The 18583-nt window shown below is 63.4% G+C and carries 16 protein-coding genes; 6 read left to right on the forward strand and 10 right to left on the reverse strand.

Going from position 1 to position 18583, the window contains the following annotated elements:
* Nucleotides 1–41 precede the first annotated feature (41 nt).
* Nucleotides 42–1325 (reverse strand): NAD(P)/FAD-dependent oxidoreductase, encoded by a 1284-nt coding sequence (locus tag AB4048_RS10195; RefSeq protein ID WP_442201832.1) that lies wholly within the window; start codon nucleotides 1323–1325, stop codon nucleotides 42–44.
* Between the two features lie 178 nt (nucleotides 1326–1503).
* Between AB4048_RS10195 and AB4048_RS10200 the strand changes: the two genes are divergently transcribed.
* The 3 genes from AB4048_RS10200 to AB4048_RS10210 all read left to right on the forward strand — a co-directional run bounded on the left by AB4048_RS10200 (nucleotide 1504) and on the right by AB4048_RS10210 (nucleotide 4106).
* A complete protein-coding gene (locus AB4048_RS10200; protein WP_442201833.1) occupies nucleotides 1504–2424 on the forward strand; it encodes a LysR family transcriptional regulator in 921 nt (306 codons plus the stop codon).
* Between the two features lie 67 nt (nucleotides 2425–2491).
* Complete coding sequence (locus AB4048_RS10205) at nucleotides 2492–2728, forward strand: Lrp/AsnC ligand binding domain-containing protein (RefSeq protein WP_442201834.1); 237 nt, start codon at nucleotides 2492–2494, stop codon at nucleotides 2726–2728.
* Nucleotides 2729–2906: 178 nt separating this feature from the next.
* Nucleotides 2907–4106 (forward strand): glycosyltransferase family 4 protein, encoded by a 1200-nt coding sequence (locus tag AB4048_RS10210; RefSeq protein ID WP_442201835.1) that lies wholly within the window; start codon nucleotides 2907–2909, stop codon nucleotides 4104–4106.
* On the opposite strand, the gene AB4048_RS10215 is transcribed toward AB4048_RS10210, so the two are convergent.
* A complete protein-coding gene (locus tag AB4048_RS10215; protein ID WP_442201861.1) occupies nucleotides 4096–5097 on the reverse strand; it encodes a glycosyltransferase in 1002 nt (333 codons plus the stop codon). The two genes, AB4048_RS10210 and AB4048_RS10215, sit on opposite strands and share 11 nt — an antisense overlap.
* A 210-nt stretch (nucleotides 5098–5307) precedes the next feature.
* On the opposite strand from AB4048_RS10215, the gene AB4048_RS10220 reads away from it, so the two are divergent.
* Together AB4048_RS10220 and AB4048_RS10225 are read left to right on the forward strand one after the other, a co-directional pair.
* The gene (locus tag AB4048_RS10220; RefSeq protein ID WP_442201836.1) at nucleotides 5308–6822 is read left to right on the forward strand and encodes a lipopolysaccharide biosynthesis protein; all 1515 of its coding nucleotides are present in this window, start codon (nucleotides 5308–5310) and stop codon (nucleotides 6820–6822) included.
* An 11-nt stretch (nucleotides 6823–6833) separates the two neighbouring features.
* Entirely contained in the window at nucleotides 6834–8696 is a 1863-nt protein-coding gene (locus AB4048_RS10225) for an alpha/beta fold hydrolase (RefSeq protein ID WP_442201837.1), read from the forward strand.
* On the opposite strand, the gene AB4048_RS10230 is transcribed toward AB4048_RS10225, so the two are convergent.
* The 7 genes from AB4048_RS10230 to epmA all read right to left on the reverse strand — a co-directional run bounded on the left by AB4048_RS10230 (nucleotide 8659) and on the right by epmA (nucleotide 16727).
* A complete protein-coding gene (locus AB4048_RS10230) occupies nucleotides 8659–11130 on the reverse strand; it encodes a glycosyl hydrolase 2 galactose-binding domain-containing protein (RefSeq protein WP_442201838.1) in 2472 nt (823 codons plus the stop codon). The genes AB4048_RS10225 and AB4048_RS10230 overlap by 38 nt on opposite strands.
* Nucleotides 11131–11144: 14 nt before the next feature.
* On the reverse strand, nucleotides 11145–12104 hold the full coding sequence (locus AB4048_RS10235) for a DUF1839 family protein (RefSeq protein WP_442201862.1): 960 nt from the start codon (nucleotides 12102–12104) through the stop codon (nucleotides 11145–11147).
* Between the two features lie 8 nt (nucleotides 12105–12112).
* Entirely contained in the window at nucleotides 12113–13018 is a 906-nt protein-coding gene (locus AB4048_RS10240) for an amino acid--[acyl-carrier-protein] ligase (protein WP_442201839.1), read from the reverse strand.
* Between the two features lie 5 nt (nucleotides 13019–13023).
* The gene (locus tag AB4048_RS10245) at nucleotides 13024–14205 is read right to left on the reverse strand and encodes an acyl-CoA dehydrogenase family protein (protein WP_442201840.1); all 1182 of its coding nucleotides are present in this window, start codon (nucleotides 14203–14205) and stop codon (nucleotides 13024–13026) included.
* Nucleotides 14205–14456, reverse strand: a complete 252-nt coding sequence (locus tag AB4048_RS10250; protein WP_442201841.1) for an acyl carrier protein — start codon at nucleotides 14454–14456, stop codon at nucleotides 14205–14207. The genes AB4048_RS10245 and AB4048_RS10250 overlap by 1 nt, the downstream gene beginning before the upstream one ends.
* Nucleotides 14457–14613: 157 nt before the next feature.
* A complete protein-coding gene (locus AB4048_RS10255) occupies nucleotides 14614–15666 on the reverse strand; it encodes a lysine-2,3-aminomutase-like protein (protein WP_442201842.1) in 1053 nt (350 codons plus the stop codon).
* Entirely contained in the window at nucleotides 15663–16727 is a 1065-nt protein-coding gene (gene epmA, locus AB4048_RS10260; protein ID WP_442201843.1) for an EF-P lysine aminoacylase EpmA, read from the reverse strand. Before epmA ends, AB4048_RS10255 begins: the two co-directional genes overlap by 4 nt.
* Nucleotides 16728–16879: 152 nt before the next feature.
* On the opposite strand from epmA, the gene efp reads away from it, so the two are divergent.
* Nucleotides 16880–17449 (forward strand): elongation factor P, encoded by a 570-nt coding sequence (gene efp, locus AB4048_RS10265; RefSeq protein ID WP_442201844.1) that lies wholly within the window; start codon nucleotides 16880–16882, stop codon nucleotides 17447–17449.
* Nucleotides 17450–17521: 72 nt separating this feature from the next.
* On the opposite strand, the gene AB4048_RS10270 is transcribed toward efp, so the two are convergent.
* Nucleotides 17522–18436 carry a LysR family transcriptional regulator gene (locus tag AB4048_RS10270; RefSeq protein ID WP_442201845.1) on the reverse strand — a complete coding sequence of 305 codons (915 nt, stop codon included), beginning with the start codon at nucleotides 18434–18436 and terminating at the stop codon, nucleotides 17522–17524.
* Nucleotides 18437–18583: the final 147 nt, after the last annotated feature.

Raw genomic sequence — 18583 nt, forward strand, 5'->3', positions numbered from 1 at the left:
TTCCCGACGGAAAACCGCGTCACGCTTTTCCTGGAATTGCGCTAGAAACGCTCGCCGGCAAAGTGGGCGACCTGTGCGCCTGCCTCGTACCACATTTCCTTGAGGCTGCGGAAAGACGGCTCCTGCGGGGCGGTCAATGGCAGCGGCAGGTCCTCTTCCGATACCTGGCCGAGGATGTGTTCGGCGAGCGCCTTGCCGAACACCGTGCCCGGCGCGATGCCGCGGCCGTTATAGCCGGAGAAGCCGACGACATTCTGGGCGAACTTGTGGAAGCGCGGCAGGGCATCGGTGGTCATACCGATCTTGCCATACCATTCGCATTCGAACTCGACATTGCCGATCTCAGGGAAAAGCTTCTTCAGCGAGCGCTTCGCCCATCCCCGATGAACGGCAAGACCAGTGTTTCGGAGCGCACCGACGCTGCCGAAAACCAGACGTCCGGCCTGGTCCATGCGGAAGGAGGAAAGAACTTCCTTCGTGTCCCACACACCTTCGCGGTTCGGCAAGATCGAGCGGGTCAGCCTGTCGCCGAGGGGCGCGGTTGCGAAATTGAAGTAGGGCAGATGCACCTGTTCGGTGCGGACCTGAGCCCACGGGCCGGTGCTGTAGGCATCCGTCGAAACGATGATCCACTCGGCGGTGACGCTGCCGCCGGCAGTCTTGACCTGCCAACGGCTTGCGTCGCGCCGGGTTTCAGTCACGCGGCTGCCTGTATGGATCGTGACCCCCGCCTTGACGGCCGCATGCGCCAATCCACGCGCATAGGCGAGCGGCTGCAGCGTACCGGCGCGCAGGTCGAGAAGCGAACCGGCATAGGCCGAGCTGCCGACGCGGCGAGCCGTCTCGGCGGCGTCGAGCACGGTGACCGGCGCGCCGCGCTTTGCCCATTGGCGGCCACGGTCCTCGATTTCTCTCAAGCCGGTCTCGCCGACGGCCACGTGTAGCGTACCGTTCTTCACCAACTCGCAGGCGATACCGTGCTTCTCGATCAGCGCCATCACCAGGCGCGGCGCATTGCCGAGAACGTCGAGCAGGCGTTCGCCGTAGACGGGACCCAGCACGCCCGGCAGATCGTCCGGCATGACCCACATGCCGGCGTTGATCAGGCCGACATTGCGCCCCGCGCCACCGAAGCCGATCTCGTTGGCCTCGAGCAGCACCACCTTCTTTCCGGCCTCGGCCAGATGCAGCGCCGAAGACAGACCCGTATAGCCGCCGCCGACGATGACCACATCGGCTATCGTTGCGTCCGACAGGGGCTTGGTTTTCGGCGGTTGCGGGGCGGTTTTTTCCCAAAGGCCATGGGAGCGCGGGTCGTTCAGCATCGGTCAATCCATTGGTACGGCAATTCGCAATCTAACGCTGCCTGCCGAGCAGTGAAAGAGCGCGCAAAGCGAGAGGTTCTAAGCGCCATCTCATTCCCATCGCGCGCGAGCATCCTCTTTACAAGCGCCAAACGGGGGTGAATAAGCTTGGTTTCTCAATAGCTCATTCTATCAGGGAATGACCATGCTGCCCCCACGCCGATTTCTGCCGTCCATCTCGCTGCTTGCCGCCTTCGAGGCGGCGGCGCGCACCGGAAGCGTCACAATCGCTGCCAAGGAGCTCAATCTCACGCAAAGCGCGGTCAGCCGCCAGATCCGCGCGCTGGAGGAGCAGGTCGGCGTTGAACTTTTCGTGCGCGAGCGCCAAACCATCCGCCTGACGCTTGCCGGCGACGGCTACGCGCGCGAAATACGCGAAGCGCTGCGGCGCATCTCCAGCGCGTCGCTCAATCTGAGAGCCAATCCCCATGGCGGATCGCTGAACCTCGCCATTCTGCCAACCTTCGGCGCCCGCTGGCTGGCGCCGCGCCTCCCCAGGTTTCTCGACGCGAACAAGGGGATCACGATCAATCTTGCAACGCGGCTTTCACCGTTCGATTTCAGGCTGGACTCGCTCGATGCCGCCATACATTTCGGCCATCCGCAGTGGCCCGGTGCCGAACTCACCTTCCTGATGTCCGAGCGTACGGTGCCGGCCTGCAGCCCCGCCTTCCGGCAAGCCCATGGCATCAAGGAACCGGCCGACATTCTCGGCCTGCCGCTTCTGCATCTGACAAGCCGCCCGGATGCCTGGGAAACCTGGTTTGCCGGCAATGGCGTCGCCTTCGGAAGCGTGCATGGCATGCTGTTCGATCAGTTCGCGACCGCCGCGCAGGCAGCGGCCGCCGGGCTCGGCGTGGCCTTGCTGCCGACCTTTCTCATTCAAGAAGAACTCAGGCGCGGCGAACTCGTCACCGCCGTCGACCACGAGATGGAAAGTGCGGAGCGCTACTATCTCGCCTGCCCCACAGAGCGGCTCGACTATGCGCCGCTCACCGCCTTTCGAAGCTGGATCGTCGCCGAGGCAGCCGCCTCCCATCCCGTCCAGCTGACGGAATGACTTGCGCGGGCAACCGCCTTTCGATCATTATGCGCCGAAAGCGCCACGACCGTTGCAGGATACCCTCATGAAGCCCATTTTCGTCCAACTCCAATGTGCCCCCGGCAAGACCTACGAGGTTGCCGACGCCATCTACAAGACGGAACTGGTCTCGGAGCTCTATTCCACCAGCGGCAACTACGACCTGCTGCTGAAAGTCTATATCGAGGAGAGCCAGGACATCGGCAAATTCATCAACGACAACATTGCCAATATCCCGGGCATCGTGCGCTCGCTGACCACCCTGACCTTCCGGGCTTTCTAAGCCCGCTCAAGGCCGGCGTCTGCCGGCTGGCTGCCGCCTCAAGGCACCCGCGCCAACTGTTAGCAACTCCTTAACTGTATTGGTGGTTTCTTCTTGCGGTAGTGGACCGGCAAGGCGCATTGCCGCGCGCTCGCCACCCTTTCATGCGATCGTGCAGGCGTTTCTCGAGGAAAGAGCGATGACATTGCAGGAGGCGCGGACATCCGAAACGCCTGATCGGGAGGGCCAAAGCCCGCTGATCGTCCATGTCGTGCGCCAGTTCCTGCCGAACAAGGGCGGCCTTGAGGACGTGGTCGCCAATCTCTGCCGGGAGCTCGTCGCTCGCGGCTATCGCGCCCGCGTGGTAACGCTCGACCGCCTGTTTTCCTCTCCCGATGGCCGGCTCGATGCCACCGAGACAATCGACGGCATCGAGATCGTCCGCATCCCCTGGTCGGGGCCGAGCCGCTATCCGCTTGCGCCGCGGATCTTCCGCCACCTTTCCGACGCCGACCTCGTACACGTCCATGCCGTCGACTTTTTCTTCGATGCGCTCGCCTGGGGCAAGCCGTTGCATGGCCGGCCGATGATCGCCACCACCCATGGCGGCTTTTTCCATACGGCGAAATATGCCGCGCTCAAGAAGATCTGGTTCCAGACCGCGACACGTCTTTCGGCTCTCGCTTACAATCGCCTGATCTCCTGCAGCCTGCCCGACCAGAGACTGTTTTCAACGATTGCCGGCGGCCGCACCACACTGATCGAGAATGGCGCCGACATCGGTAAATTCGCCAACTGTGCTGCTCTCGACGCGCGGCGCCGGATCGTCACCATCGGGCGGTTTTCGGTTAACAAGCGGCTCGATCGCCTGCTCGCAGTCATGCAGGTGCTGTCGGCGCGCCATCCCGACTGGCATCTCGACATCATTGGCGCTGCCTCCGACATGAACCAAGAGACGCTCGAGCGCGAGATCGCCGAACGCGGCCTTAGCCGTCATGTCTCGCTACATGTGTCGATCGACAACGCCAACATTCGCAACGTGATCGCCCGGGCTTCGCTTTTCGCCTCTGCCTCCACCTACGAGGGGTTTGGGCTGGTCGCGGTCGAGGCCATGAGCGCCGGCCTGCTGCCGGTGCTTCATCCGAACGAGGCCTATGAGGCACTGGCGGAGTCGCACCACGACATCCTGCTTGCCGACTTCTCCAGCGCGACAGTCGCGGCCGACGCCCTCGAAACGGCGTTTGCCCGTCTCCAGGAAGCTGAAACGGATGGCGGCCACCTGCGGGAAGGGCTGGCGCGCGGCACGCAGAAGTATGCCTGGGAGCGCGTCGCAGAGCGTTACATCGAGGTCTATGCCGCCGTGCTTGGCGAGCGGCAGGAGATGGCCGTCACCGCCTAAGCGCGGCCTGGTAGAGCGCCAGATGCTCCCGGGCGATCTGACGCCAGTCGCGAGCGCCGAGTTCTGCTGCAAGGATCTCCGGGGAGCGCGAGCGGGCGATATCGCCAGCGACAATCTTTTCGATGAGCACGGCCGCCTCCTGCGGCGAGGCGACGCCATGCGTCACATCCGCCAGCCAGGGGGGCGTCTTCTGCGAATGCGTGGTCAGCACTGAAAGACCGTGATCGAGGCAGGCAAGCGCCGAGCCGCGCTTGTTCGAAACGCCGTCGGTGAAAGGCAAGAGCGCCAGCGTCGCCTGGCTGAGCGCTGCCGAAACGTCGGCGGGTGAGAGACTAAGCCTCAGACGGATGCCCTGAAGTGCGGCGGCGTTCTTCACCATGGCGGCGAAATCGGCTTCCGCCTCAACCATCGCGCCGATCATTTCCACCTGCATCGACGACCCCGAGGCGCGCAGCCGCGCGACCGTCTCGAGGAAGAACTCGATGCCCTTGTTGGGGGAGATCTGTCCGAAATTGACGAGGCGCTCCATCGTCCTGTCGGCCGCGGGCTCAAACGTACGCGGAATGTTGTTGCCGATCGGAAGCACCGACAGGCGCCGTCGGGAGAAAGGAAAATAGCGCTGGAAAAGGTGCTTTTCGGTTTCGTTCGAAAAGATCACGCGCCGCGACAGGAAGCTCGGGAAGACGAAGATCAGTTTGCGCAGCACGTTGAAGAGCCCGAATTCATGCAAGGTGACAAACGAGTTCGGCAGTATGAAAGGAACAAGGCCCGGTGCGACCGACCGCCCGAGTTTCAGCGACGGGTATTGCATGTGGAAGATCGTCTGCGGCTCGCCGTAACGGCGGCGCAGCGCACGCATTGTCGAAAACGACCAGCGGTCGAGCATCTCCAGGCGGACATTGGCGCCGATCTCCCCCATCGCGGCAGCCAGCCGCTCTGTGTAGTCGGCAACGCCGCACATCTCGCCTCGAGCCGAGGCGACCAAGAGCACGATATTCAATTCCCGATTTCCCCTGCCCCGCCGGACGCCTCGTGGGGCCTCTGGACGTATTCAACGCCGCACATTTAGCAAAGAAATCCTAATATAGCATAAGAGCCATCTCGAACTCTTGAACGGTCCCATCGATCAAACATTAAGCTTTCTCGGATAGGGGTTTCGCGAAGTCACTCCATCCGAAACTGGCACTGGGCAAACAGGCGAATGGCCAAGAACATCATGGCGAATTCCGCGTTGAACGCGGCGGCGGGCTTGACGCTGCTGGCGACCGGATTTGCCTGCTCGATCATCGCCGCCCGCCTGCTCGGACCGGAGGCGAGCGGTATCATCGCCTTCTCTCTGTGGCTGGTCACGACAGGCGCGCTGGTCGCGGAATTCGGAACGGGCGTCACGCTGCTGCGTCTCCTGCCCGAACTGAAAGCCAAGGGCTTTTCACCGGAGGACCGGCGCGGCTTTGCCTCCTATCTGATGCAGCCGACGATCGTCTCGACGATCCTGTTGCTCGCGGGCTACACCGCCTACTACTGGGAGGCCGAACGGCTGCACTGGGCGGGCGATGCGCCAGCCGTGCTGGTGGTCACGGGGCTCCTCTTTCTTACCCAGTCGCTCGGGATATACACCAAGAACTACCTGATCGGCGAACAACGCCTTTCCGCGTTTTTCCGTCTCACCGTCGCAAGCTCGCTCTTGCAGTTGGCGGCGGTGCTCTCGGGTGCGCTTCTCTTCGGCGTGACGGGGGCGCTCGCCGGCTATGTGGCGGGCGGACTGCCGATGTTCCTCTATTCGCTGGGTGTCGCCGCCGCCAGAAAGCGGGCCTGCGGCGTCGGGCTCGGTTACCTCGTCCACTCCTCCCTGATCCTGTCGGTGGAGTTCATCAACAGTTCGATCTTCCTCAACCGCATCGAACTCGTGTTTCTGCAGAAATATTGGGGGGTCGAAGCAGTCGGCTTTTATGCCGTCGGCCTTTCGATCGCCAATCTTGCCCTGCAGCTGCCGGTGCAGCTGAGCGGCAGCCTGCTGCCCTATTACTCCGAGCAGATCCATTCCCATGCGACCGGCCGGCTGCCCGTGAGCGTCTTCGAGGGGGTGGTGCGTAGCCTCTCCTACATCACCTTGCCGATGAGTTTCGGACTTGCGGCGATTGCAAGCGAATTGGTGGTCGCAATCTTCGGCAAGCCCTTCGAACCGAGCGGAAACATGGTGGCGCTGCTGGCGCTGACGGCGGCTCCCTACGTCCTCATGCAGATCTCGACGCAGTATCTCTATTCGATCGGGCGCATTACCGACCGCACCGTCATCGGCGTGCTGGCAAGCGTCATCATGGTCGTGGGGTGTTTCGCGGCCGTCCCCCTCTATGGCGGCGAGGGCGCCGCTCTCGTGCGGCTCGTCGCCTTCACCGTCATGTGCGCGGCGATCGTCTGGCGCATGGAGTTCGAAGGCTCCATGCGTGGCATGCTCGTCACCATTCTGAAAGTCGGCGCGGCCGCCGCCCTTTGCGCGGCCTCAGCCTACGCCTTCGTTCACGTGGTGCCGGGGCGCTTGGGGCTTGTCGGCGGAATCCTTGCCGGTGCGCTCACTTATCTCGCAGCTCTGAGGCTCTTCGGCGCCGTTCCGCCACAGGATATCGCCGTCCTGCAACAGATCGCCGGCCGCTTGCCGAAGCGGGCCCATCCGTTCGCCATTCATGCGCTGGATCTCCTCGCGCCGCGTCGAGCGTGAGCGAGATCACCATGGCTTTTCAGAACCGTTTCCACGAAGAGACGTCCGCAATCTGCGGCAGGGCGGCAGCGTTGCCGGTTACCTTTGCCGGCACGGTCGGCCTATTCAAGCCTGCGGCCGGTAAGCCCTCGGGGACCGCCGTGCTCTTCTTGAGCCCTTGGGGATTCGAGGAAATGTGCACGCGCAAGTTCTGGCGCATCCTCGCCGAAGAATTGAGCGACGCGGGGATCCCCAGCCTCCGTTTCGACTACATCGGCACTGGCGACGCCCTCGATACGGGCGGCAGCGAGGGACTTTCCGCTTGGCACGAAACCGCTGACGCGGCTGCTGACTACCTGAAATCGCTCTCCGGCTGCGAGAGTGTCATTCTCGTCGGCCAGGGGCTCGGCGGAGCCATCGCTGTCGAGACTGGCGCGCGCCTGCCGGGGGTAGCGGGGATCGCGCTCCTTGCGCCCGTCACATCCGGCCGGCTCTACCTTCGCGAACTCGGCTTCTGGTCGAAAATGATCGATGAGAGCCTTGGGCTGAGCGACCATGGCCGATCGTCAGAGGGGGTCTCGGTCGCGGGTCTGGTCATGCCGGATGCGGTTGCAGCCGATCTCCGGCGGCTCGACCTGATGACTTGCGAAAGCTTCCCCGCAGCCGATAGCCTCGTTCTGACCCGCCCGGGACGTCCGACCGATTCCACCCTTGCACGCAAGCTTACGGCGGTCGGCGTAAAGGTGCGGGAAGAGGTTTACGAAGGCTATGACGGGCTCGTTTCCAACCCCACGACCGCCGAAATGCCCGGTCACGCGGGCGCGGTGATCATTGACTGGGTTCGATCGGTCCTTGCCCGCCATGCTGATGGACCGGCGCGCAAGCCGATTTCGAAGTCCTCGGCGGCGCCCGTGCGCGGTGACGGTTTCTGCGAAACACCTCTGCGATTTGGCGGCAACGACCGGCTATTCGGCGTTCTCTGCCAGCCCGACGGCCCAACGACCGGTGCGACCGCCCTCCTTCTGACCACCGCCTATGACCGGAGCGCGGGCTGGGCGCGTTCGTCCGTGACGATGGCGCGTCGTCTTGCCCGCCACGGTATCGCTTCACTTCGCTTCGACACCGCAAATGTCGCCGACAGCCCGCCGCGGCCGGGCGCGCCCGATCAGGTTCTCTATGCGGAGAGCCAGTTGCAGGACGTCGCGGACGCTTTGCAGCTTCTCGAAGATCGCGACCTCCTGCCTGCCTTCGTGGTGGGCCGCTGCAGCGGCGGCTATCTTGCTTTTCAATCCGCGCTCCACGATGCCCGCTGCCGAGGCCTGGTCGCGGCCAACGCCCCGACCTTTCATTGGGATCCGGCGCAATCGGTGGACATGACCCTGCGCGGCGTACCGCGCTCGCTCGCGACCTACCGGCGGAAACTTCTCAGACGTGAAACGCTGCAGCGTCTTATCTCCGGCAGGATCGATATGGCCGGTGCCGGACGGAACGTGATGACATCGCTCGCAGGGCGTTTGTCGCACCTATGCCGGCCCATGCTCGATCTCTTTCCTTTCCTGTCGAGGGAGCACGCGGCAATCGTCGACGGCTTCCGAACGCTCGGCACCCGCAACGTCCCCGTATCGTTAGTCTACAGCGCCGAGGACATCGGTCTGGAATACGCCCGCAAGCATTTCGGCAGCGAACGCGCCCGCCTGAAGAATTATCCCCACCTGCGAGTAACCGTTGTTAGCGACGCCGATCACAATCTGACGCCCCCGCATGCGCAGGACGTCTATTTCAAGGAAATCCGGCTGGTGGCGTTGAGCATCGGCGGCGAGCACGCTCGCGTTGTGGCCACCTCAGAGGACGACGCCGTCAGACCTCGAGGATACGCCGGCTTCCAAGCGTCCTGATCTGGCCGGACGGCGGCGCACCGTTTCGCTCGCCCTGCGCCAAGAGCTTCAAGCGACGGACGATGCCGGGGGCAAGGTGGAACCAGTCGTCTTCCGGCCGGAATCCCTCGATGTCGATATGCACCGATTGCGCTAGACGGTCGGTCTGCAGTTCCAGCATCCAGTCGCCATCGCCGCCGGATACGGTCGCCATCAACTCGGCAGGATGAAATGCCGCCGCGCGTCCGAGCGGAAAATGAAAGGCTTCGGCCACCAGCGCGCCGGTGTCGCGTGCCCTGAGCCGCCCGACGACGACGTCGTGCGAAGGCGGACCGAAGCGGAAGGCGTAGCCGGTGTCGAAAAAGGCTCCGAAGAGATCGGTGCAGGCGATCCTCTCCTTGGCTCTCGCCGAAATTACCAGCTCGCGCCTCCCGCTCACGACAGTCTGCCGGCCGTCGCGCAGGCAGACGACATCGAGATCGAGCGCCAGCGAACGATCATGCTCGTTGACGATATGGACATCCACCCCGTTGGTGCCTTCGTCCACGAAGAGAAGCTGCAGCGGACGGAAGGCGCGGCGGAGCGCGTACCAGACGGGCTTTGGCGCGCCGGTCGAATCGATGACGCCCCAGCCGGGGCCGGGCAGGAGGTCCTGCAGCGTCCACACGAGCGCTCCATTGCAGCCGGAGCCGGCGCGTCTCCACTCGCCGTAGGCGGCCTCGATCACCTCGCCGCTGACAGCCCTCGACAGATCGAGATAGAAACCGGGATCCTCGCGCCTGAGGCGGGCCGGGTCGAAACCGTAGAATTCGCTGAGATAGTGATCGCGCACGTCCTCGAAATCCCAGGACGCGCCGCGATCGCGTGGTACCCGCGATTTCCATAGCGGACTATTCATCGTCGAGGCCGGCAGATGCGCGGCGAGAGTACGATCCTGCGGCACATTGGCGAAGGCGAGCGCTTCGGCGGCAAAACGGATATCGGCGCGGCGGGCATCCTCGATCGGTCGCATATAGGCACCGACACCGTAGTAATGCGTCACGCCTGCGTTCGGAGAGAATGGCATGGCACCGCCCAGCGGCGAATTGGCGACATAGGCAGCGTCCGGGCGCATCTCGGCCGCAACAGCGGGAATGGTTTCCTCGGTGACAGCGCTTGCCCAATAGCGCTCGGGAAGCCCGAACATCGCCGCCTGCTGGTACATCTCACTGCCGCCGCAGATGACAGCAAGCGACGGCGAGCGACGCGTTTGCGCAAGAAACAGGGTGACCTCCGCTTCGACGTGCGCAAAGAAACCCTTGTCGGCTTTCGGATAGTCGAAATTGGCGAACATGAAATCCTGCCAGACGAGGATGCCGAACTCGTCGCAGAGCTGAAAGAAGGCCGGTGTTTCATAGGCCATGGTGCCGCCGATGCGGAGCATGTTCATGCCGGCTTCGGCGGCCAACGTCAGCCAACGGGCATAGTCCTGCTTGTCGCCCGGCAGCCGCACGATGTCCGCGCTCGTCCACACCGCGCCGCGGCAGAAAATGCGCTCGCCGTTGACGATCAGCGCGAAATCGCTGCCGTCTTCGCCGTAGTCGACAGCGATCGTGCGGAAGCCCATGCGCCCGACGTCGCACGCAACACCGTCGATGACGATGGCCACATCGTAGAGATAGGGCTCACCGTGCGTATGCGGCCACCATCGCTGCACCTCCGGCAGCCGGGCAACCGCCACGTATTGTCCGCCGCCGTTCCGCTCGAACTCCTGCTCGATCTCGCCGCAGCGAAGAACGAGCGAATGGACGTCCTGACTAAGATGGAGCGATGCGTAGAGCCGCCCTTCTCCCTCCCCGGTCACGTCGGAGCGGATGGACAGGTCGTGGATCGCCGCCACGCCCGGCCGCAGTATCGAAACTGGCCGCCATGGTCCGACCGCATGGATTTCCGGACACCAGCCCGGCATATAGCCGAGCAGCGTGGTCCGCACGTTACGAAGACCCTGCGGCGTGATCAGTTGCGGCCGCCAACGGGCGCGCGGCCCCGGTTCCGCCAGACGCGGCGCAAGTGCGCGAAAGCAGAGCGCAAGCTCATCGCCGCCCAAGAGGGAGACGGCCACGTCATGCGCCTCGAACATGCTTTCCGTGGACAGGATCTTTTCGCCGTTAAGGAAAACATCGCAGAGCGTGGCAAGCCCCAGGAAACGCAAGGTCGCCTCACCGGGCTCCTCGTCGAACAGCCGGCAGAGATACCAGGCATCCTTGCCGTCGAGCGGCTCGGGGTTCTCGCGGTCGAACAAACCCGCCTTTTCCAGCGCTTCCGCCACCGTTCCCGGCACCGGCGCCGGCAGGAATTGGGATAGCGCGGCCACCGACGACGGATGGGCGCAGGCGCCCGCCTCCGTCAGCACGAGGTTCCAGCCATCGGTGAGTTGCGTTTCCCGCGCGCCGATGCCTGCCAGACGTCGCTGCATTCGCCCTCCCCAGCCTAGGCCTGCCCCTTCAGGTCGGCCATCAAGGCATCCCATGCATCCGCCGCCGGATCAAGGGCTGTCTGCAACGGCTCGAATTTTCGCCGGGTGATCGCCCGCGCCAGCTGGAATTGTACCGACTTGGCAGCATCCGATATGCGCCGCGCCTCGACGCTTGCAGTGGCGAAATCCTCCGCCAGCCAATCGAGATGGCTGGCGGCGAGCTCGAAATTGGCGCCGAGCTGGCGCAACGTATTGAACGCATACTTGTGGAAGAAGCCGAAGGGCCGTTCGGCGATGGCTTCCACCTGCGCCGGAAAGATTTCCGCAAAGGCGCGGATCGGGTTCGCCCGAGGGCGGCGCCCGAAATGGACGCCGAGCAGACGACGGGCAGTTTTTCGCTGCTGATCGATATCCGGCAGGCGCTCGGGAAAGCGCGCAAACTCGGTGTATGGCAGAAAGGGCGCGTCGTCTGCCGTCAGGTTCAGCGCAAACAGTCCCTCGAAATCCTCTCCGCCCAGGCGAAAGAAGCCGCCATTGTGGAAATAGTCGAGTTCGCGCCTTTCGATGTCCAGCCGGTTGATCGCGACCGTCGTCTTGCCATGCTCGCGCCGGTATCCGATGCCGGCCGTGTCCGGCATGAAGAAGCTATCCATCTCGACGAGGCAAAGCCGGCCGCGGGCGATCTGCGTGGCCACGTGCCGCTCCAGGCGGTCATAGATCGCCAGTTCCGTGCAACGAATGCCGTAGAGCGCTTCGAGATCCTCGAGCGGTACCTTGAAGAAGGTGAACTGATCGCCCTCGAAGTCCTGCGTGAGCGTGAAGGCAAGCATTGCCTCCGCCGGCAGTCTCAAGACGTTCAGAACCTCGATCCATAGATCGACGTAGCAATTGGTTTCCGGCCACGCGCGCTCGCTCGCATGCAGCGCATGCGGCACATAGGCGTCGGAATCAAGCCCTTCGAAGACGGACGGCATTGGCACGATCAACCCCAGAGGGCTTTGCGCGCCGCCACCGGCCATTCCGTCACATCGAGCCCATGGTGATGGAAGAGCGCGAGCGCGATGCGCTCCAGGCCGAAGCCGACGCAGGCGGTATGCGCGACACTGCCGTCGTCAAGCTCAAGGCCCCATTTCGTGCCGAAGGCATCCTGGTGGTAGTTGAAGCTCATGCAGGCGGACGGCTGGGCAGTTGACGTGATCGGGATCAACAGCTCGAATTTGAGGTTCTGGTCGCGCTGGTTGTTTGCGAGCATTTTTCCGGCGCGGCCGAAGAACGGATCGTTGGCTACGTCGATGACGACATCAAGACCGACCGCCTCCATCATCTTTACGCCGCGGTCCATCCAGCTTTGGCGGAACTCTGTGACCTGCTCTTCCGTCCCCATGCAGACATATTCGCGCATCCGAAACAGCTGCTGCCGGGCGGGATCCTTGGAAGGCTCGTGACGGAAGCAATAGGACTGCAGATCGAAGAGGCCGCCCGTTGCCGGCAGACGACCGCGTCTGGCAATCGTCGGATAGAGCGGATAACAGGCGGCGGGCGTCAGCGCGATATCGGTCGCCTTCTGGTCCTTGGTCCAGTCGTCGCCGACCTCCATGCATTTCAACAGGCTCATATGGTCGAGCTCGCCGCCGCAGAAGCTGTGCACCGTTCCGGCCAGCTGCGGAAAGCTCTTCATGTAGCCGCTCTTTTCGAAGATGGCGCGGCTCATGCCTGGCGGGAAGCGGATGACTTCGGCGTTGTCGTCGGCAAACCGATCGATCAGCCGTTCGAAGGCAGCGATCACATCCTCGAACTGACCGCTGCGGCCATAAAGTCCGTCGACGCCGGTGTCGATCAGGAGACCGGCGTCGAACAGGCGGTCGAGGAACGAAGTCTGCATATCCATGGCGATTATCCCAGTAGGCTAGTGTCTTGCTTGTGAATGAGCAGCATCGTCGAGGTGTGGCCGAGAATACGATCGTTGGAGATCATCAGTTGCGCGGAATGGGCGTCGCGCAGATGGCGCCCGAGACTATAGGGCGTGCCGTTCTTGTAGCCGAGGATGCCGCACATCAGCATGGCGTGGTTGATGATCGGCAGGATCATTTCGGAGGACGCGATCTTGACGTTGTTCATCGCGACCGCAAAGGCGATCGAGGACAGCCGGTCGGCGTCAGCCTTGGCTTCCTCATAGGCCTTGAGGCCCGCCACGACATTCGACCGCACCACTTGCAGCAGGCTCGATACTTCCGCAAGCCGCAACGCGCCTGGTGGCGAAGCGCCGGGCGACTTGCGCGCGGCTGCACGCACGAAGGCCTGCGCGCGGGCGACAGCATCGGCCGCTATGCCATACCAGACGCCGCTCCAGAGAAGATGAGAGACCGCTAGCATCGATTGCGCCGCAATCTCGGCAAAGGGTTTTGGCACGATCTGCGCGACCGGTGCCTCTCCCTTGAACAGAAAGCCGTCCGAGCAGGTGCCGCGCATGCCGAGCGTGTCCCATTCGACGGTGCGTGTGAGGCTGTACTGGTCCTTGAGAAAGACCGTCAGCACCTGGTCTGAGGTAGCCGCTTCGGGATTGCTGCGCGAGGTTATCAGGATCGCGTCGGCATGCGCGCCATAGGAGATGACGGTGGCGTCCTTTTCGAGCCGGCAGCGATCTCCGTTGACCACAATGGCACAGATGCTGTTTCTGAGGTTTCCGCCGATCCCGCCTTCGGTCGTCGCCGAGGCAAGCAGCAACTGTTCGGCGGAAATGCGCCGCATGAAGCCGGGGTGCCAGTCGGCGTCGGCGCCATGCTCGACAAGGCTCGACAGCTTGATCTGATGCATCGCGAAGACCATGGCGGTGGCCGCGCAGGCCTGCGCCAGGATTGAGCAGAGTTCGGCAATCACCGTGATCGAGGCGCCCTCGCCGCCGAGTTCGGGCGGGATCTGGATCGAGAGCAGCCGCTCTTTCCTGAGTGCCGCGACCGCCTCGTGTGGAAATCGGCCCTCGCTATCGACCGCGTCCGCATGTGCGCCCGCGACGGCGGCGACACGGCCGGCACGGAGCGAAAGGCTGTCTTCCGTGATCGCGACCGCCACGTTCATCAGGCGACCTTCCTGCCGTCCACGATAATGGCGACCGTCTTTTCGATGGCCGCGACGCTGGCGAAGGACTTGCGATTGAGAAGGTTATCCGGGAACTCGATGTCGAAGGCTTCCTCGATGCCGAGCATGAGCTGGACCGAAGCGAAGGAGGAAAGGCCAGCCGCGTAGAGATCGGCATCATCAGCAAGATCGGCCACAGGCATCGGCAATCCGCCGAGTTTTGACAACAGGGCGCGTATCGTCTCGTTCATTCCCACATTCCTCGCTGCAGATCCCATTCGGCAACCGTGCTGGCCGCCGCGTCCGGGCTCTTCTCCTAGCGAGGAAAGTGGAATATTTCGCTAACTGCTTAATTAGAATACGATTTAACGCGCCCCGCAATGGAACAGGCGATCCATGCGTGCGGCACTATTCAACCGGCGGATAGATGTGCTGCCCACCGCGATAGTCCGACACGGAGTAGCAGCCTTCGCCGATCTGCCGGACAGACCCTTCTCCAATCACCGCTTTGCCATGCCCACCGGGAATATCGAGGATGTAGGCAGGCTGGCAGAGGCCGGAAATGCGGCCGCGCAGGGCCGAGACGATCGTCTGGCCTTCCTCGATGGAAAGACGGAAATGGCTGGTGCCGGGTGCAAGGTCGGGGTGGTGCAGATAGTAGGGCTTGATCCGCGCCTCCACGAAAGCACGCATCAGCGATGCCAGCACATCCGGATCGTCGTTGACGCCTTTCAGCAGGACCGATTGGCTAACCATGACGATGCCGGCATCGACGAGCCGCCCGCAAGCCGCGCGTGCCTCGGGCGTCAACTCGCGCGGGTGATTGGCGTGGAGTGCCACATAGGTGGTCTTGCCGCTCGCCTTCAACGCATCGATCAGGGCGGCATCGACCTTCTCAGGATCCACCACCGGCACCCGCGTATGGAAGCGTACGATCTTCACGTGATCGATGGACGCCAGCTCCCGCAGCATCTGTTCCAGCCGCCGGGGCGAGAGGATCAGCGGGTCGCCGCCGGTCAGGATCACTTCCCAGATCTCGTCATGCTGACGGATATAGTCGAAAGCAGCGGCAAGCGAGGCCTCGTCCAGCGTGCCGAGCCCCTGCGGCCCGACCATTTCGCGGCGGAAGCAGAAGCGGCAATAGACCGGACAGACATGCACGGCCTTCAGGAGCACACGGTCTGGATAACGGTGAACGATGCCCTCGACGGGGCTGTGCGCTGCGTCACCTATCGGATCGGCGCGCTCTTCTGGAGCGACCAGCAGTTCGGCGGGGTCGGGTACGAACTGACGGGCGATCGGATCGTGCGGATCGGAGCGATCGATCAGCCGGCTCACCGTCGGCGTCAGCGCGATCGCATAACGCGCCGCGACGGCGTCGAGCGACGCGACCGAAGCGCCATCGACAAGACCTGCCTTCTGCATATCCTCGACGCTGCGGATGGCGCGGCGAGCGTTCATCGGTCGGTCTCCGCGACGGGCGCCCAGAGCACCTGATCGATGCGCGAAGCGCCGGTCGCCAGCATCACCAGCCGGTCGAAGCCGAGTGCGATACCGCTCGCTTGAGGCATGGAGGCAAGCGCTGCCAGAAAATCCTCGTCGAGCGGGTAGATTTCGCCGTAGATGCGCGCCTTTTCCGCCATTTCGATCTCGAAACGTCGGCGCTGCTCAACCGAATTGGTAAGCTCGCCGAAGGCATTGGCGAGCTCGACGCCGCAGGCATAGAGCTCGAAACGCTCGGCCACACGGCGGTCATGGGCTGCGGGGCGGGCAAGTGCCGCTTCCGAGACCGGATATTCGTCAAGGATGGTCGGGCGACCGAAACCCAGATGCGGCTCGATCTTCTCGACCAGCACGCGGCTGAAAAGATCGGCCCAGCCGTCGTCTTCCGCAACCCGCATGCCAACCCGCGATAGCTCGGCCGCCAGATGGTCACGATCGGTCGTGCCGTCGGCTGCAACCGAGGAAAGGAGATCGACACCGGCATAGCGATCGAAGGCCGCGGCAACACTAAGCCGCTCCGGCTCAAGGAGCGGGTCGGTCGTCGCGCCGCGATAGGTCAGCTGCCTGGCGCCCGCGGTCTCGGCGGCGAGCGCCAGGATCTCGGCGCAGTCAGCCATCAGCTTCTCGTAGGGCTCTCCGGCCCGATACCATTCCAGCATGGTGAATTCGGGGTGATGCAACGGCCCGCGCTCACGGTTGCGATAGACATGGGCGAAGCAGGCGATGCGCGTCTCGCCGGCGGCGAGCAGCTTCTTGCAGGCGAATTCCGGCGAGGTGTGGAGATAGAGCGGCGCCGGCCGTCCGTCCGTGGTCAGCGCTTCGGTGGCGAAGGCGTGGAGATGCGCCTCGTTGCCGGGCGAGACCTGCAGCGTCGCGGTGTCCACCTCGACGAAATCGCGCGAGGCGAAGTAGCCGCGCAGCGCCGCCTGGATGGCATTGCGGCCGATGAGGAACGGGCGTCGATCCGCATGGACGCTGCGGGTCCACCAAGGAGATGCCTTTATCGTCGTTGCCGTCATTGCAGCTTTCTTCGCCGCGAGCGCCAACACGAGGCTGGCTATTTCCGCGATTTTAGGTTAGTGCCGCCCCCAAGGAAAAACCACGCGCGCGCTTATGGGGGAATGTTCAGGCCTCATCTACGCCGCCGCAAGCAGAGTTACAAGGAAGTCTTATGGTCAAGGTCATCGCCTCTTCCGTCCGCAAGGGCAACGTTCTCGATGTCGACGGCAAGCTTTACGTCGTCCTCACCGCGCAGAACTTTCACCCCGGCAAGGGCACCCCGGTCACCCAGGTCGATATGCGCCGCATCGTCGACGGCGTGAAGGTGGCGGAGCGCTGGCGCACCACGGAACAGGTCGAGCGCGCTTTCGTCGAGGACACCACGTTCCAGTATCTCTATCAAGATGGCGAAGGCTTCCACTTCATGAACCCGGCGAACTACGACCAGGTCGCGGTCGGCGCCGACACCGTCGGCGATGACAAGGCCTATCTGCAGGAAGGCATGAGCGTCATCCTCTCGATGCATGAAGGCATTGCGCTCTCTATGGAACTGCCGCGCCACGTCACGCTTGAGATCACGGAGACGGAACCGGTCGTCAAGGGCCAGACCGCGTCCTCGTCTTACAAGCCCGCCATGCTGTCGAACGGCGTGCGCACCATGGTGCCGCCACACATCAACGCCGGCACCCGCGTCGTGATCATGACGGAAGACAATTCCTACGTCGAGCGCGCCAAGGACTGATCCGCGCGACAGACCGCAGCTGTTTCAAAACGCCTCGAACGCTCGTGTTCGGGGCGTTTTTGTTTGACGGGCTCAATCCTCTCCGGTCTGAGCCGGTATCCGTTCGACCAGAAAATCGATAAAGGCGCGAATACGCATCGCGAGGTGGGCATGGCCGAGAAACACGGCGTGTATCGGCTCGCGGTCCCCCGGTTTCCATGCCTCCAGAAGCGCGATGAGCTTTCCCTCCTCGATATCCTGCTGGACATGAAAGCGGCCGATGCGGGCTATGCCGAGGCCGGCGCGCGCGAGCTGGCGCACCGTCGCACCGTTGTTGGTCTGAAAATTGCCGCTCACCGGCACCTCGATCCGCTGACCGCTGTCAGGATCGCGGAAAGGCCATAGGCCGAGCGCCTGGCTGAAATTGTAGCCGAGGCAATTGTGGTCCCCAAGGTCCTGCGGCCGCTGCGGACGGCCGCGTGCGGCCAGATAGGCCGGAGACGCGACCAATACCCGGCGATTTTCGGTCAGTTTTCGCGCTTTCAGCCCGGAATCGCGCAGCAACCCCGCCCGGATGGCAACGTCCGTACGCTCGCCCAAGAGGTCGATTACGCCGTCGCTCAGCGACAGATCAAGCTGGATCTCCGGATAGCGCGCCAGAAAATCCGGCACCAACGGCACGACATGGCGCGTACCGAAGCCGACGGTCGAACTTACCCGGAGAAGCCCGCGCGGCACGGCAGCGGCGCCTGACGCCACCATCCGCTCGGCCTCGTCTATGTCTTCGAGGATGCGGGCCGCTTGCCTGAGATAGAGATCCCCCTCCGCGGTCAGTTGCAGCGCACGGGTGGAGCGCATCAACAGCCGCACACCGAGCCGCGCCTCAAGCCGCGTGACCACCTTGCTGACGGCCGACGGCGACAGTTGCAGCGCTCGTGCCGCGTTGGCGAAGCTTTTTTGCCGCACCGCCTCGACAAAGATCTCCATCTCGCCTGCGCGGTTGTCCATGATTGTATCCTCTTCGTGAAATACATTCACGAGTATCGTTCCATTCCATGGCATTATCAAGCCAATCGCGGCGAGCCATATAGACGGCACGATCCGGTCGAGCGCCGGGCGCTCAACCATCCTTTCAAGGAGCCTGAGAATGGCCGG

Origin of the sequence: Rhizobium sp. RAF56 (assembly GCF_052113965.1) — a bacterium.
GTDB lineage: Bacteria > Pseudomonadota > Alphaproteobacteria > Rhizobiales > Rhizobiaceae > Rhizobium.

What these genes read in the sequence shown, in the direction of transcription:
- AB4048_RS10195 (WP_442201832.1), bottom strand. Translation starts at nt 1,325, where the DNA reads ATGCTGAACGACCCGCGCTCCCATGGCCTTTGGGAAAAAACCGCCCCG.
- AB4048_RS10200 (WP_442201833.1), top strand. Translation starts at nt 1,504, where the DNA reads ATGACCATGCTGCCCCCACGCCGATTTCTGCCGTCCATCTCGCTGCTT.
- AB4048_RS10205 (WP_442201834.1), top strand. Translation starts at nt 2,492, where the DNA reads ATGAAGCCCATTTTCGTCCAACTCCAATGTGCCCCCGGCAAGACCTAC.
- AB4048_RS10210 (WP_442201835.1), top strand. Translation starts at nt 2,907, where the DNA reads ATGACATTGCAGGAGGCGCGGACATCCGAAACGCCTGATCGGGAGGGC.
- AB4048_RS10220 (WP_442201836.1), top strand. Translation starts at nt 5,308, where the DNA reads ATGGCCAAGAACATCATGGCGAATTCCGCGTTGAACGCGGCGGCGGGC.
- AB4048_RS10225 (WP_442201837.1), top strand. Translation starts at nt 6,834, where the DNA reads ATGGCTTTTCAGAACCGTTTCCACGAAGAGACGTCCGCAATCTGCGGC.
- AB4048_RS10230 (WP_442201838.1), bottom strand. Translation starts at nt 11,130, where the DNA reads ATGCAGCGACGTCTGGCAGGCATCGGCGCGCGGGAAACGCAACTCACC.
- AB4048_RS10235 (WP_442201862.1), bottom strand. Translation starts at nt 12,104, where the DNA reads ATGCCGTCCGTCTTCGAAGGGCTTGATTCCGACGCCTATGTGCCGCAT.
- AB4048_RS10240 (WP_442201839.1), bottom strand. Translation starts at nt 13,018, where the DNA reads ATGGATATGCAGACTTCGTTCCTCGACCGCCTGTTCGACGCCGGTCTC.
- AB4048_RS10245 (WP_442201840.1), bottom strand. Translation starts at nt 14,205, where the DNA reads ATGAACGTGGCGGTCGCGATCACGGAAGACAGCCTTTCGCTCCGTGCC.
- AB4048_RS10250 (WP_442201841.1), bottom strand. Translation starts at nt 14,456, where the DNA reads ATGAACGAGACGATACGCGCCCTGTTGTCAAAACTCGGCGGATTGCCG.
- AB4048_RS10255 (WP_442201842.1), bottom strand. Translation starts at nt 15,666, where the DNA reads ATGAACGCTCGCCGCGCCATCCGCAGCGTCGAGGATATGCAGAAGGCA.
- epmA (WP_442201843.1), bottom strand. Translation starts at nt 16,727, where the DNA reads ATGACGGCAACGACGATAAAGGCATCTCCTTGGTGGACCCGCAGCGTC.
- efp (WP_442201844.1), top strand. Translation starts at nt 16,880, where the DNA reads ATGGTCAAGGTCATCGCCTCTTCCGTCCGCAAGGGCAACGTTCTCGAT.
- AB4048_RS10270 (WP_442201845.1), bottom strand. Translation starts at nt 18,436, where the DNA reads ATGGACAACCGCGCAGGCGAGATGGAGATCTTTGTCGAGGCGGTGCGG.